The organism is Bdellovibrio bacteriovorus (genome assembly GCF_025558485.1).
GTDB classification, from domain to species: Bacteria; Bdellovibrionota; Bdellovibrionia; order Bdellovibrionales; family Bdellovibrionaceae; genus Bdellovibrio; species Bdellovibrio bacteriovorus_G.
This window is the reverse complement of the sequence record NZ_CP102930.1, coordinates 246,482-261,259: the sequence shown is the minus strand read 5'-3', so window position 1 is coordinate 261,259 and position 14,778 is coordinate 246,482. Positions and strand designations below refer to the sequence as shown.

The 14,778-nt window shown below is 48.8% G+C and carries 13 protein-coding genes; 10 read left to right on the top strand and 3 right to left on the bottom strand.

Going from position 1 to position 14,778, the window contains the following annotated elements; translation table 11 throughout:
* The first annotated feature begins 7 nt into the window (after positions 1-7).
* Together EZJ49_RS01375 and EZJ49_RS01370 are read left to right on the top strand one after the other, a co-directional pair.
* Positions 8-901 carry a PP2C family protein-serine/threonine phosphatase gene (locus tag EZJ49_RS01375; RefSeq protein WP_262553683.1) on the top strand — a complete coding sequence of 298 codons (894 nt, stop codon included), beginning with the start codon at positions 8-10 and terminating at the stop codon, positions 899-901.
* Between the two features lie 130 nt (positions 902-1,031).
* Positions 1,032-2,171, top strand: a complete 1,140-nt coding sequence (locus EZJ49_RS01370; RefSeq protein WP_262553681.1) for a citrate synthase — start codon at positions 1,032-1,034, stop codon at positions 2,169-2,171.
* 94 nt (positions 2,172-2,265) lie between these two features.
* On the opposite strand, the gene EZJ49_RS01365 is transcribed toward EZJ49_RS01370, so the two are convergent.
* Complete coding sequence (locus EZJ49_RS01365) at positions 2,266-3,996, bottom strand: hypothetical protein (protein WP_262553680.1); 1,731 nt, start codon at positions 3,994-3,996, stop codon at positions 2,266-2,268.
* Positions 3,997-4,240: 244 nt separating this feature from the next.
* Here EZJ49_RS01365 and EZJ49_RS01360 point away from each other — a divergent pair, with 244 nt between their 5' ends.
* Positions 4,241-5,758 carry a murein L,D-transpeptidase gene (locus EZJ49_RS01360; protein WP_262553678.1) on the top strand — a complete coding sequence of 506 codons (1,518 nt, stop codon included), beginning with the start codon at positions 4,241-4,243 and terminating at the stop codon, positions 5,756-5,758.
* 4 nt (positions 5,759-5,762) lie between these two features.
* On the opposite strand, the gene EZJ49_RS01355 is transcribed toward EZJ49_RS01360, so the two are convergent.
* Complete coding sequence (locus EZJ49_RS01355; protein WP_262553677.1) at positions 5,763-7,472, bottom strand: septum formation initiator family protein; 1,710 nt, start codon at positions 7,470-7,472, stop codon at positions 5,763-5,765.
* Between the two features lie 113 nt (positions 7,473-7,585).
* Complete coding sequence (locus EZJ49_RS01350; protein WP_262553675.1) at positions 7,586-8,260, bottom strand: response regulator transcription factor; 675 nt, start codon at positions 8,258-8,260, stop codon at positions 7,586-7,588.
* 138 nt (positions 8,261-8,398) lie between these two features.
* On the opposite strand from EZJ49_RS01350, the gene EZJ49_RS01345 reads away from it, so the two are divergent.
* From EZJ49_RS01345 to EZJ49_RS01315, 7 genes are all read left to right on the top strand, one after another.
* Complete coding sequence (locus tag EZJ49_RS01345; RefSeq protein WP_262553673.1) at positions 8,399-8,797, top strand: HIT family protein; 399 nt, start codon at positions 8,399-8,401, stop codon at positions 8,795-8,797.
* A gap of 18 nt (positions 8,798-8,815) precedes the next feature.
* Positions 8,816-9,367 carry an inorganic diphosphatase gene (locus EZJ49_RS01340; RefSeq protein WP_262553670.1) on the top strand — a complete coding sequence of 184 codons (552 nt, stop codon included), beginning with the start codon at positions 8,816-8,818 and terminating at the stop codon, positions 9,365-9,367.
* Entirely contained in the window at positions 9,368-9,610 is a 243-nt protein-coding gene (locus tag EZJ49_RS01335; RefSeq protein ID WP_262553668.1) for a DUF1653 domain-containing protein, read from the top strand.
* 9 nt (positions 9,611-9,619) lie between these two features.
* Positions 9,620-10,642, top strand: a complete 1,023-nt coding sequence (locus EZJ49_RS01330; RefSeq protein ID WP_262553666.1) for an NAD(P)H-dependent flavin oxidoreductase — start codon at positions 9,620-9,622, stop codon at positions 10,640-10,642.
* Between the two features lie 154 nt (positions 10,643-10,796).
* On the top strand, positions 10,797-12,128 hold the full coding sequence (locus EZJ49_RS01325) for a hypothetical protein (RefSeq protein WP_262553665.1): 1,332 nt from the start codon (positions 10,797-10,799) through the stop codon (positions 12,126-12,128).
* 37 nt (positions 12,129-12,165) lie between these two features.
* A complete protein-coding gene (locus EZJ49_RS01320) occupies positions 12,166-13,251 on the top strand; it encodes an imelysin family protein (RefSeq protein ID WP_262553663.1) in 1,086 nt (361 codons plus the stop codon).
* Positions 13,252-13,263: 12 nt separating this feature from the next.
* Positions 13,264-14,772, top strand: a complete 1,509-nt coding sequence (locus tag EZJ49_RS01315) for a di-heme oxidoredictase family protein (RefSeq protein ID WP_262553661.1) — start codon at positions 13,264-13,266, stop codon at positions 14,770-14,772.
* Positions 14,773-14,778: the final 6 nt, after the last annotated feature.

Below are 14,778 nucleotides of genomic sequence, written 5' to 3'. Positions count from 1 at the left end.
AGCCGTCATGGCAAAAGAACAAGACGAACTTAAAGAGCGAATTTCAGAACTGGAACATGAACTGGCGGTAAAAGAAGCCGAGCTTCACCGCTATCGTCTGGAACTGACCAAGGCCAACGGCGCGTTGGAAAAAATGATTGGTCAGGTCAGTCAGGAATTGAAGCTGGCGCAGACTCTGCAAAAGTTTTTGTCTCCGACCGAGCTTCCTAATGTTCAGGGCTTTGAGTTCAGCACCAAGTTTCTGCCGGGGACGAGATCCGGTGGTGACTACTTCGATATTTTTGAACACGAAGACAAATTGAAATTCGGAATCCTGATTTCCAGTGCCAGCGGGTATTCCCTGTCTTCGTTGCTTCTGTCCATGATCATTAAGATATCTTCTCAGATCGAAGCCCGTCGCGGGCTGGAGGCGCATAAAGTCGTGGCGCTTCTTGCCAAGGAAGTCGTTCCCAATATTCAGAACGAAGATAAGGCCAGCGTCTTTTACGGGATCGTGGATCGTCGCAGTTTTGAAATGCAGTACTGCTCCATTGGTAATATTGACGGCTTTATGCAGGTCTATGGACGGGAAGGTTTGGTCGAGCTTTTGCCGACCGGCCCGAGCTTAAGTAAAGATTTTAACACGGAGCCTCAAAGTAGAGTGATCCAACTAAATCCGCGGGATCGTCTGATTCTGGCGACCGAAGGCTTGAAGATGTCCCAGAACTCCCTGGGGGTGAACTGGGGTGGACATGGAATTTCCGAGGCGATTTCTCGGGCCCCGAAGCAAGGGGTTCATGAGCTTCGCAATGAGATTCTTTTTGCCAATGAAAAGTACTCGGGTAAACCGGACCCGGTCCGTGATCAGACCCTGATCGTCACCGAAGTCAAAGACCGAGTTATCAAGTTGGCTTCCCGTTAGAACCTGATTTTTACTATATTTTCAGTGCGGTGGTTTATGCGACTTTGGGGCGGGAACTCCGTGACAACTTGTCAAAATTATTGATAAGTCTAAAATGCTATTGAATGAAAAAGTCAGAAAGGAAACTGCGATGGCTGAAGTAAATATCTATGAAGGCGCCTTGGACAAGGGTTTGGAAGGCGTTGTTGCTTGTACAACGAAAGTATCTTTTATCGTTGGTGATTCTCTTAATTTCCGTGGTTACACGATCGATGATTTGGCTGCGAACTCCACTTTTGAGGAAGTAACGTATCTTCTTTGGAACGACAAACTTCCAAACGCTCAAGAGCTGGCGGCTTTCTCCACTCAACTTCACAATGAAATGGCTTTAAGCCCTGAATTCATCAAAGTATTGAAAGCAATCCCGACAAACGTTCACCCGATGGGTTGGTTGCGTACAGCCGTGTCTTTGATGGCTCACTGGGACACTGATGCCAACGACAACGGCGCTGATGCAAACTTGCGTAAAGCTCTGCGTTTGACTGCAAAAATGGGAACTCTTCTTTGTGCATTCGATGCAATTCGCAAAGGTAAAGAGCCTGTGGCTCCAAAAACAGACAAATCCATGGCCTGGAACATGATGTACATGCTGGGTGGCGGGACTGAGCCTAAAGCTGAGCACGTAAAAGTAATGGACACTTGCCTGATCCTTCATGCTGACCACGAATTGAACTGCTCTGCATTTGCAACTCGCGTGACAGCGTCTTCTTTGTCTGATCTTCACTCTGCAATCGTCTCTGCGATTGGTGCGTTGAAAGGTCCTTTGCACGGTGGTGCGAACGAACAGGTTATCCTGATGCTGCAAAAAATCGGCAACATGGAAAAAGCCCAGCAGTTCGTTAAGGACGCTTTGGCTGCGAAAGAAAAAGTAATGGGTATCGGTCACCGCGTTTACAAAAACGGCGACCCTCGTGCGCGCATCTTGCGTGGTATGTCTGACAAGTTGACTAAAGATGCTGGTATCCACCACATGTATGAAATGTCCACTTTGATCGACGACACCATGTTCAACGAAAAAGGCTTGATGCCGAATGTGGACTTCTACTCTGCAACGGTTTACTTCTCTATGGGTATCCCAACAGATTTGTTCACGCCGATCTTTGCAGCATCTCGTATTTCCGGCTGGTGCGCACATGCTTTCGAGCAGTATGCAAACAACCGTATCTACCGTCCACGCGGCAAATGGGCAGGCAAAGAGGGTCTGAAATGGACCCCAGCCAACCAACGCTAAGGTACGGCCTTACTTTTGGTAGTGCACTTGCGTTATGGAAACAAAAAAACCCACACTTTGAAGGTGTGGGTTTTTTATTTTCGGGATCTGTTTCTTATTCGCACTTATCCAGCGCTTTAGGGGCCTGTTCTTGTGCGGCCTGTTTACAGCTTTCCGGGATCGCCGCTTTCTTTAGCTGCGCCAGTTGCAAAGCACGGAACAAACCTGAGGAATGAATAGTTTCCGTATTCTCTTTAATGACTTGCAGACTTGGGGTGTCTTCCGCTGAAGCAAATAGACAGCCATAGTTACTTTTTCCGTTCAGGCTGTTTTGCAGGCTGGCCACAACTTTACCGGCGATCACATCGGCAAAGTCTTCTTCCATAAAGCGGGTGTTGCCTTGTTTGCCTGCCAGGCAGGATTTTTGCGAATTATAGCTTTGACTGAATTTTGAAATCAGATGGCCGAACTCGTGCGCCAGAATCGCCACGCCATAGGACGGTTTTTTCACCGACAACCAGCTCGCCTTGATTCCTGTGTCAATCGTGTGGGTGGCGTCTGAAATATGCAGATCCACCAGATGGAAACAGTTGGTTGGCTTTTTGTTGCTAGTCATGGAAAGGATTGTCGCCAGCGTGAAAGATCCTGAAGCATCCAGATTTTTCAGATCACTGACTGCGTCCTTGGAATCTGCTGCCATGTCCTTCAGGCTTTGTGCCCAGAACTTCACGGCCTTTTCATTGGTCATCGGGCTGTACACCACGGACTTTTGAACGATGCCATAAGCTGCATCCTGAGCACTTAATAAAGAAAGAACCTGTTTACGAACCTGTTCGGTGGTGGCCTTGAACTCCGCCACCTCTTTTTCCTGAGGGTAAAGATTCATGGCTTTCGTCATTTCCTTTTCGCACAAGGCAAGCATCTGGGATCTTTCAGACTCCAGGTCTTTCAGTTGGCCCTGCAAATTGGCTTTACCGTAGATCTGTTTCATCTCTTCCATACTTAGATTGATTTGCTGGGGGATGTTGCTTTTTTCATCCATCACCGCATCAATCAGGCGCATGGCAAAGCTGCTGTCAGCCAGACCTTCCAGCTCATCCATTTCAATGACTTCGCCATTGAGGAATCTTTGCAAAGAGCCTGTTTTCATATTCAGAATGCGGCCTTTTGCTGCTTTGTTGATCTTTTCTTCCAGCTCCAGGATTTTGCTGATTTCAAGCTTTGTGGCTTCCGTCAGATTTTTTCCTGCGTAGATGGAGGTGAAGTAAGCCGAAGCTCCTTTGACCTGTCTTAGAGAATGCGCCTTGATAAAGGCTTCGCCGGAAAGAAGTCCGATAACGGTTTTTTGTGTTTCGCTGGCATCCGGATGAACCATAATATAAATGGCTTTGATCAAGCGGGCCTGGTCGTCCGCAATTTCCACCTTGTCGAATTCAGCTTCCTTTTCCGCAATATAGGAAAGAGTGGCATTTGTCTGTTGGACTCGGGCATTGACAGTTTCCAAAACCCGAGGCGCCAGGTTTTCATCATAATATTTTTTCAGAGCTTCGCTGGGTTTTTCAGCATCGGCTAAAAGCTTGGGCAAAGAAAGCTCGGCATTGGCGGAGCACAAGTCCTGATAGCAACGTTGACCGGCAGACAGATTGGCCGTGTTGGCAGGTGATGACGTATTGGTATCTTTATTGGCAACATCGCTTTGTTTCTGGGAAGTCTTGCTTTTTTCAGCAGCTGGCTTGGTGCGCGCAGTGTGAATGCTGGCGCCATCGACCTTTTCCTTCTTACAGGCAGTCATCGTCGCGCAAGAAGCAATCATACCCAAAGTCAGCATTGTTTTTGACCATCTCATTCTGAGACCTCCCAAAAAAGTTCAACAGGTGTAGATCTTTTATGCGATCAGCTCGCATTAGATATCTTACGGCAGCAAGACTCCTGTCACTTTTGGTAAGGAGCAAACTCGAAGCCAGAAAAATGTCCAATTGCAGATGTTAGGTTTAGTTTTGGAAAGAATCCGGGCAGAGGCCCAGTCCAACCCTAACATTGCAGCCCGTTTATGGCCAAAATTTAGATAAGGAAGAACATGAGGAGGGGTTATGGAGTTGATACGTTTCATGGCTTTCTGGGTTGTTCTGAGCCTGTCCCTGGCTGTGAATGCACAGACTCAAAAGGAGTACCTGACCGTTGTAGATAGAATATCCTTGATGGATCTGCGCGAGGCGATGATTCGATCCGGAGACCACGGTGTGAATACGAAAAGCTACTGGAGTGACTCGATGGAGTCCACTTACCTTCAGGATTCGGGTAATCCGAATCTGAAATCCCAGGCCAATTTAAATTTTCTGCGGCTGTTAAGAGATGTGTCTTCAGGTGTGGTGGACCCGGCTCTGGTGGGCGTGGATGTGAAACTGACACGGAAGGTGTTTCCCACAGTGAAAGAACTGGAGGCGAAGCTGGTGGCCGTTTCATACAATCCGTGGGCTGTGTTGGAAGCCATGTCACCTCAGTCGCCACAGTATCTGGCCCTGCGGGACAGCTTGCGTAAATTGGACCGCATCTGTCAGGCGGGGGAATGGGTGGCCCTTCCCAAAGTGAAAAAGACCCTGAAGCTGGGAAGCAAAGATCCTGTGCTGATCCCTTTGAAAAGCCGTATGTCCCAGCTGGGATATACGATGAACAGTCTGGACAATGCTTTTGATGACAAAGTGGTGGCAGCGGTGAATGACATTCAGTGGAATTTACGCTTTAAACCCGACAGCAAAATTTCTCCGGGGGGAAAGACCTGGAAGTATTTGAATGTGTCCTGTCAGGAGCGCATGCGGCAGGTGCGTTTGGACATGGAAAAGCTGCGCTGGTTCCCGCAATACTTTGAAGATCGCTATATCTTTGTGAATCTGGCGATGTCTTATTTCAGTCTGGTGGATAAAACGGGTGGCAGTCTTTACACGATGAGCTTCCGTACAATCAATGGTCGCCCGGAACGTAAATCACCCACGATGAAAGACAAAATCGTTTATCTGGTGATCAACCCCTTCTGGGTGGTGCCACCGACAATTTTCCGTGAAGATAAGGTGGAGGAAATAAAAAATCTATGGCCGTGGGAAATTCGTCAGTACTTTGACAGCCACAACTATGAGGTCTGGAACAAGTCCTTCACACAGAAGCTCGATCCGGCCAGTATCGACTGGTACAATATGGACCCGAATCAGGATGCCAATATCTATATTCGTCAGCGACCGCATCGCATGAATGCGTTGGGATCTTTGAAGTTTATGATGACAAATTCTTACGCGATCTATCTGCACGACACCAATCAGCGGGAACTGTTTGTGGAGCCCCACAGACTTCTCAGCTCCGGATGCGTAAGAGTTGAAAAGCCTGTGGATCTCGCTGAATACCTGATGCGGGGAACGGCCTGGGATCGCCGGGCCATTGAAAGATACATGGCCAAGCCCGGAGAGGTTCTGGATAACGACACGCGTGTGCAGTTAAAACAGCCGATGCCGGTTTATATGGTCTTCCTGACATCTCAACTGAGCTCTGATGGAGTGTTAAGATTCGCGGAGGATTCCTATAAGCAAGGCACCCGCCTGTTAAGGCTGGGTGCCTGGTAAGCAGTTATCGACTGGCCGGGATCACGGTCGGAGTGATCGTGGTGGTTGAGTTGGTTATCGGAGTGGGGACGAGAGTGGAACCGTAGCTGCCGGTGTAAATGGAAGTTCCGGTTCCCAGCGTTCCGCCGATATAACTGGTGCCGCCATACTGTACTTGTTGAATGCGCGCCATCAGACTGTAGAGCTCCTGCTGTAAGGAAGAGACAGTTTGGTATTTTTGCACCATTTGCTGTTGATACTGTTGCTGGTACTGCATGGCCGTTTGATATTGTTGTAATTGCATTTGCATCATTTGCTGCTGTAAGGCCAATGACGACGAGTCATAACCCATCATGCTTCCCATGCCCATCATATTGCTGCCATAGCCGATTCCGTAACCCATCATATTGCCAGTGCCCATCATTGATCCCATCATGGACCCGTAGCTACCCATAAGCCCACCGTAACCGACAAGGCCACCCATCATGCTGCTCATCATGTTGTTCCCCATCATCGAGCCATAACCCATCATATTGCCCATGCCGTAACCATAGCTGGGCACTCCACCGTTCATACCCCATGGCGACATGCCGCCCATATAGATTCCGCCGCCCATGTTGTTCCCCATCATTCCGGCCGGGTATCCGAACGCGCCTCCGGCAGAGCCATACATGCCCCCCATTCCGTAAGCCCCGGTCATACCCATCGGACCATTCATATTGCCGGTGCCACCCATCGTGCTGCCACAGCCAAAGGTTCCCTGACCGGTGGCGCCGCTAACCGCCCCATAAAGACCGGACATCAGATAAGGATAGCCGTAAGAAAGGGCCGGATAAGACTGTGTCGGCCATCCTGCATTGGAATTGTATTCGGCGACCATTTGGTTTTGTTTGTAACCCATGTAAGAGGCAAAAAGGCCCGTTCCAACATTGGCAATAACATTGGCCCAGTCTGTTTGCGGGCGTTGAGACTGTCCGCCACTGCCTTGTTGCATACACTCGATACAAATATCACCTTCAGTTTGCGCCAGGCCCTCGCGACGGGCTTCCAGAGCATCCTGCTTGGCATCTTTCAGATCCTCTTTGGCGCGGGCAATCGTGTCTTCAAGTCCCTCAATTTCCCTTTGAAGTTTTTCGGACTGGGAATGTTGCTTGCGATAATCAGTCAGACCTTTTTTACAGGTGGTGGCATCCTGACGGCCGCCGTCGGTTTCTTTGAATTTGATGTTGGTGCAGACCGATCCACTGACGGAACCGCTTTTACCCTGATCGCAATACTGGCGCCATTCGCTGACGGTGAAGCCATGAACCGGAATCATGCTGGCGTTGGGCAGGGTGGCTTCGCCTTCTTGTCCTTCAGCGGTGAAGTCCTGATTTTCTGATTGCATGCCGCGATACTCTTCACAGCGGCGGGAATTTTCCATGTGCTCAAAAATAAAATCGGCATAGTCGCTGGCGATGGATTTTTCAATATTCTGTCTGGTGCGGGTCAAAGTGCGGTCTATTTTCTTCTTTTCGGATTTTTTGGCCTTCAATTGCTGTTGGGCTTCCTGAATTTCGGCCTGGATTTCTTTGGTGGTGTCATCAACGCTGGTGGCGCCATTTCCGGCTTTCATCCCCGTCGAACAGCTTTGCATTCCGCCGTATATACCGGTTCCCCACATGGAAACCTGGGCCACGGAAGCCAGGGGAATCAGAAGCAGAAGAACAGTGGTTGGAAGAATTTTTTTAAACATACGCCCGCCTTTGAACTTAATGCTAGCGAGCAAGTATTGAGTGACTGTGGAGTTAGGACCTTGTGATCATAATGAGATGGCCAGAGCGGGAGGGATACTCTGGCCGGAGAGGACTAAACGGCTTTTTCCAGACGATAACCCTGGCCATAGACCGAGTTGATCTTCACTGCTGTAACACCATTCTTTTGTAATTTGGAACGGATGTGACTGATGTGAGAATCCACCGTGCGGTCGTAGATTTCCTCGCCTGAAGCCAGGCGTTCAATCAACTGTTCACGAGTCACAATTGTTTCCGGATGTTCAAAGAAAGTCGTCAGGATTTCAAACTCGCGGCGATTCAGATTGATCAGGGACTCACCGTTTTTCAGGATCTGTTGATTCTTAATCAAAGTCAGGCCTCCGAAGCGGACAAGATCCAGGGATGGTTTGTTGTCCGCCAACTGGTTGCGAATACGCGCGGTCAATTCCCGTTGACTGAAGGGCTTGCGAACATAATCATTGGCCCCCTGATCAAATCCCTGAATCACACTTTCTTCATCCGTGCGTGCGGTCAGAAAGATCACTGGATTTTTTAATCCTTCCGTGCGCAGCCATTGGCAAAAATCAAGGCCAGTGCCATCGGGTAAATTGATATCCAGCAGGAACATGTCAGCTTGAATCATTTTACTTTTAATTTTGGCCTCGGTGACGGACTGAACCCATTCCACCTTGTAGTTGTCCAGCTCCAGTTGCAACTGAACGGCTTTGCCAATCACAGGATCATCTTCAAGTAAAAAAATTGTGCTCATAAACTCCAGCCTACCATAGGGTTTGTATTGGACCGACTTCTATTCTTAATGGGGAGTGTTGAACAATTGTGGAGGACTGGCCAAACGTCTCAGATTAAGGCATGATTTTTCTGTTCCGAATAAATTGAAGGAGAACTCATGGCTTCCGTATTTACGAAAATCATTTCCGGCGAACTGCCTTGTTACAAAATCTATGAAGACGACCGCGTTCTTTCTTTCCTCGCCTTGGACCAGGTCAACTTGGGGCATACACTGGTGATCAGTAAGGAAGAAATCAATCATTGGACCGAGGTTCCGGCAGAAACATATGCGCACCTTCATAAAGTGTCCCAGAAAATCGGCAAGGCTATTTTAAAGGCGGCAGGTTCTCCGCGTGTGGGGCAGATGGTGGCGGGATTTGAAGTGCCTCATTACCATTTGCATCTGATTCCGGCCTGGTCCATTCCGGATCTGGATTTCAAAAGAGCTCAGCGTCGTTCTGATGCCGAGATGAAGCAGATTCAGTCCGAGATCATCAAGCATCTGGAAAGTTTATAACCCCCTCTGGAGGTCCCCATGAATCCTTGGCATGACATCAGTCCCGGTGAAAAGGCTCCGCAGATTGTAACGGCTTTGATTGAAATTCCTCAAGGCTCCAAAACCAAGTTTGAATTGGACAAGGCTTCAGGTTTGTTGAAGGTGGACCGGGTGTTGTACAGTTCAGTTCACTATCCGGCCAATTATGGTTTCATTCCACGCAGCTATTGCGGGGATCATGATCCCTTGGACATTCTGGTACTGGGACAGGCCGAGGTTTATCCACTGTCTTTGATGCGTGCTCGTCCTGTGGGCTGCATGCGCATGATTGATCAGGGGGAATCCGACGACAAGGTGATTGCGGTGCACGAAGATGATCCGGAGATGGCACATGTTCAGACGATCAAGGATCTGGCCCCTCATCAGTTGAAAGAGATCAGAAACTTCTTTGAGATCTATAAAGGTCTGGAAAACAAAAAAGTGGAAGTCGAAGGCTTTTTGGATTTGCCGGAAACACTGAAGATCATCACTGAATCCTTTGAGCTGTATGAAAAAGAAAAATCCCGTCTTCTGAAAGAGTCAGGAAGATAAATGCAGAACGAAAAACCGACAGCAGATGTTATTCCTGGGGCCATCTACCAGCACTACAAGGGAAAACCTTATCGTGTGATCGGAGTGGGTCGTCACAGTGAAACTTTGGAAGAAGTGATTTTGTATGAATCTTTGTACGACAATCCGTTGGGACGTTTGTGGAGTCGTCCGGCCTCTATGTGGAATGAACTGGTGGATGTAAACGGGGAAAAGGTTCCGCGTTTTAAATTCATGTTTAAGTAGGATTTTCCAATGAACTGGACACTGACCGATCTGCCGATCATTCAAGGACCCATGGCCGGTGGATTCACCACGGCAGAGCTGATTTCTGAAGTGTCCGAATGTGGTGGGCTGGGCTCCATCGGAGCAGGTTATATGTCGCCTGAGGCCTTACGCTCTTTGATACGCGCGGTGAAGGCCCGCACGCAGAAACCGTTTTCTGTAAATCTGTTTATCCCCCATCCTGTGCAGGTTGAAACAGCGCAGGTCGAAAAGATGAAAGAATGGCTGGCTCCTTATTACAAGGAACTGGGGATGTCTGAAGTTCCGGGACTGAAATTTGATCCGCAGCTTTTTGAAAAACAGTGGGACGTGGTCTTGCAGGAAAAAGTTCCGGCTTTTAGTTTTACTTTTGGTCATTTAAATCCTCAGCAGATGCAGGCTTTAAAGTCCCAGGGTGTCTATATTATGGGTACCGCAACGACACTGGCAGAGGCCCTTGTTCTACAGGAACAGGGCTGTGATGCGGTGGTGGCACAGGGGGCGGAAGCGGGCGGGCATCGCGGATCTTTCCTTGGTGATACTTTCCAATTTATTCCCACGGAAGAACTGGTGCGGACTTTGGCTGGAAATCTAAAAATTCCGGTGATTGCGGCTGGCGGAATCTTTAATCGTCAGGGATTGGAACGCGTGACGGCGGTCGGGGCTGCTGCGGTTCAGATCGGCACGGCTTTTTTAGTCTGCGATGAAAGTGGTGCTTCTTGCGAATACAAACAGGCGCTGCTTGCGGCAACACCGCAGCAGTCTGAAATGATCAAAGTCTTCACGGGACGCTGGGCTCGGGGGCTTACCAACAGATTCACCGCAGAAATGAAAAAACACGAAGAGGAAATTCCGGCGTATCCGATTCAGCACTGGCTGACGACACCACTGCGTAAACGTGCGCAAGAGCTGGGGCAGACCGATTTTCAGTCCCTTTGGGCGGGGCAGGGATTGGGTTCTTTGCAGCCCTGCTCGGCCCGGGAATTCATGAAAAAATTAGCCACCCCCCTCTGAGAAAACCATGAGTTTCCACAGCCCTCATTCTTATTATCAATAAGCTTTCATCTGGCATTCAGGTCATTCTCAGTTATCGAGAAATCATAACGCGCCCCTTTACCTTTCTATGGCGCAGGCCTACAAACGGGCCTCATCACGGAGATCTTGATAAATGAAATGGGCCCTATCTATCCTTTTTGCCTTTTCTTCCGCGGCTTACGCTCAGGAAGCTTCCACTACAACCACGACGACCGCTCCAGCGGCTCAGTCCAATTCTGAAAAAACAGAAGAAGCTGCTCCGGCACAAGCGACACAAGTTGCTTCCGTTCCGGAATTAAAGAAAGACTTCCCGACGTTTGAATTCACTTCCTACGGGTACATTTCTTTCAGTCAGCGCGAGACTTTTAAAACGGTCCAGAATCTGGAACCTATCGTTCGCCGTTCTATGGATTTGGCAGAGTTTGCCTTTGAAGGGGAATACCACCTGAACGACAGCGCCAAAGTTGAATTTGAAGTTGAAATTGAACACGGTGGCGTGGGTACAACAGTTGAATTCGATCCTTTTGAGGAATTCGGTGAGTTTGAACAGGAAATCGAAAAAGGCGGTGAGGTTGTTCTAAAGGAAATCGTTTATAAAAAGGATTTCAAGAAGACCAACACAGCATTGAAAATCGGTAAGTTTCCTTTGTTCGTTTCCCTGGGTACAGTGCTAAGCAAACCGCACCGTTACCCAACTATTCTGGCTTCTGACCTTGAAGCCCGTATGATCCCGCTGGGCTGGACCGAAACGGGTGTTTCCGTTGAACAGAAATACAGTGGTTTCACTGGCCGTCTGTCTTTGGTGAACGGTTTGAATTCTGAATTCTTCCGCACTTATTCATGGGTGGGCGGTGGATACCAGCGGCACTTTGAAAATATGAATGCGGATAATCTGGCCACTGTGGTCAGCCTTGAATGGGGCAGCGTTGCCAAGGGCACAGGCGTGGCGATTTCCCAGTATGTGGGTGATACGACGGACAACCGCTATAAAGTGGACAAACTGAAAGTTCCCGGTGAAGTCAAAATCACAACCGTGATGGGGAACTATAAATGGAATGGTTTCGGTATTGCTGCTGAATATATTGAAGGCTCTTTAAGCAATGCGGATAAAGTTTCTGCGGCGAACGCCACATTGGGTGGTTTGGCAAAACCAAAAGCTTTTGCCTCTCTGGGGTCCAAAGCCCGTCTGGAAAGTGTGCAGCTTTCTTATGACTGGGAAGCGCCGGGCTTGGTTTTCTATGTGAAGGCTGAACACGTAAACACGTTTGCCGATGTTAAGGGGAATATCACCAAGAATCCACGCTACGATGTCAGTCGTCGTTCCGGTGGCTTCATGTGGATGTGGGATACTGCGGCCTTCATGAAGGTTCAGTACTCTCGTGACAAAACTGAGCTACAGGGTTTGCCAGAAACTTATCAGGCGAACGTGGCATTCGGTTTCGACCTGTCCGCTTTTGAAAAATAGATTTTAATTTTTTATTAACAACCATAAGGAGTATTAAATGAAAGCTCTTAAAATGATGATGGCGGCTTTGGCTTTTGCTGGTGTTACAGCACAAGCGGCTTCCAACAAAGAAATCATCAATCACGTTTCTTACAATGTGATTCTTGCGACCTATAATGACCTGGCGGCAAAAACTGCGGATCTTTCCACTGCAGTGAATGTTTTGGCGGCAAACGTAAATCAGGAAAATTTGGATAAAGCTCAGGCCGCTTGGCGTGCAGCCCGTATTCCTTGGGAAAGCTCTGAAGCCTTCCTGTTTGGTCCGGTGGATTCTTTGGGTATCGACCCAATGCTTGATACATGGCCTTTGAACAAGCTGGATCTGGATGCGGTTATGAATTCCAACCGTGCGATCACCACAGACCTTGTGCGTGGTTTGGGTACCAACCTTCAGGGTTTCCACACTCTTGAATACCTTTTGTTCGGTGACGGTAAAGCTTCCAACACAAAACCTGTGTCTGCTTTGACGACAAAACAGATTCAGTATCTTCAAGCTTCTGCAGAACTGCTGGCTGAACACACAGCTGAACTGGCACACGCTTGGACAACAAACTATGATCCGGAAAATCCAAAAGCTCCGGGCTATGTGAAAGTTATCAGCACTCCGGGCCTGAACAATCAGTTCTACGCTTCTGAAAGAGCGGTTATGGAGGAATTCGTTCAAGGTATGATGGGTATCGTGGACGAAGTTGCCAATGGTAAAATGGCGGACCCAATGGGTGCGGATATCGGTTCTGCAAACATGGCGCTGGTTGAATCTCCATTTGCATGGAACTCTTTGAAAGACTTCCAGCACAACATTCGCTCTGTTTACAGCATCTACACTGGTCACTATGGTAAAAACCGTGGACCGGGCGTAAAAGCTCTTGTTGAAAGAGTGGACGCTGGTCTGGCTGCTCGTGTTGAAGCAGACATCATCAATTGTATCAATCTGATTGAAGCAATTCGTCCGGCAAACGGCGGTGACTTCGGTCAGGCGATCTTCACTCCAGACGGTCGTGCCCGTGCACAGACTGCGATTGAAGCCCTCAATGCACTTCACGCGACTATTGAGTCTGAAGTTCTACCAACTCTGGATATGTAATCGGGAAGATATATGAAAGCCTGGATTGTTATTTCTGTATTGAATCTTATGGCGGGGGCAGCGATGGCTGCTCCACAAGTTGACATGGATTATGTGCATGCGGAAAAGTCCGGTGGGGATACAACAGTATTCTTCAAAGGACAATCGATCTGGGCCTTTCGTAACCCGGCTGCAAATTTGTCTGAAGAAGAGATCGCCCGTCATCTGACCGGTGATGCTCTTTTTGAGAGAAATTTCTCCGATGATGCCAGCCGCTTTGATCGCGGTTTGGGACCTGTTTATAACAACACCAGCTGCAATGCCTGCCATTCCAAAGATGGTCGTGGTGCCTTGCCAGTGGTTCCATTCAACAAAGAATGGGTTCTGCTTCGTCAGAACGAAGCGGTCTTTTTGCGTATCAGTATTGAAGACGGCGTAAAGCGTCCGAAGACCCGGGAAAATCACTGGGGTGCTCCGGTTCCGGTTCCGGGCTTTTCTGATCAGTTGTTCCATTTGGGTTCTTTGGGGGTTCGAGAGGACCTTCCGGGAACAGGTCAGGCGCAGGTCTGGATGAAGTATGATAAAACCACTTTCACCTACTCTGATGGAGAAGAAGTGGAACTGCGTAAACCCGTGTTCAAAGTCACTGGTGCCTACGATGAATACTTTGACTCAGTCACAGGCCAGACCCGAAGCCGTCTTTATGAAAAAGATGTGAAGATGGGGGCCCGTATCGGGACTCCGATGATTGGTTTGGGTTTGCTTGAGGCGATCAAGGAATCTGATATTCTGGCATTGGCGGCCCGCGATCTTTCTGCGGAAGGTGTCAGTGGCAAAGCCAACTATGTTTTCGATATTGAAAAAAGCATGAAGGGCGATCCGTACCCGGTTTCCATGGGGCGTTTTGGTCTGAAAAACAACACACCTTCTGTGTTGCACCAGTCTTTGGGTGCTTTGCGTGGCGATATCGGTGTGACGAACTATGCCTTCCCGGATGAAAGCATCGCGGGAACTCCGTTGATGGAGGCTTTCAGTGAAGGTCGTCAGCCAAGTCAGGCATTGGAAGCCAGCGATCAGGTTGCAAACGATCTGGTGTTCTATTCTCAAACGTTGGCAGTTCCGGCACGTCGTGGAGCGACCGAGGCGGAAGTGATTCGTGGCGCAGGTCTTTTCCATCAGGTCAGTTGCACAACTTGCCATCAGCCAAGCTTCACAACTGGCGATCATCCGATCAAAGCCTTTGCAAATCAGAAAATTTATCCTTACACCGATATGCTTTTGCACGACATGGGTGAAGGGCTTGCTGATGGACGTCAGGACTTTGAAGCTGATGGCCGCGAATGGAAAACGCGCCCACTGTGGGGGATGGGTCATACTCAGACCATCAACCCTCGTGCAGGCTTCCTGCATGACGGTCGTGCCCGCACTTTGGAAGAAGCCATCCTTTGGCATAGTGGGGAGGCCGAGTATTCCAAAACTCGCTTCACTCAACTTCCCAAAACGGATCGCGCCGCTTTGATTCAGTTCATCAAGTCATTGTAATAACTT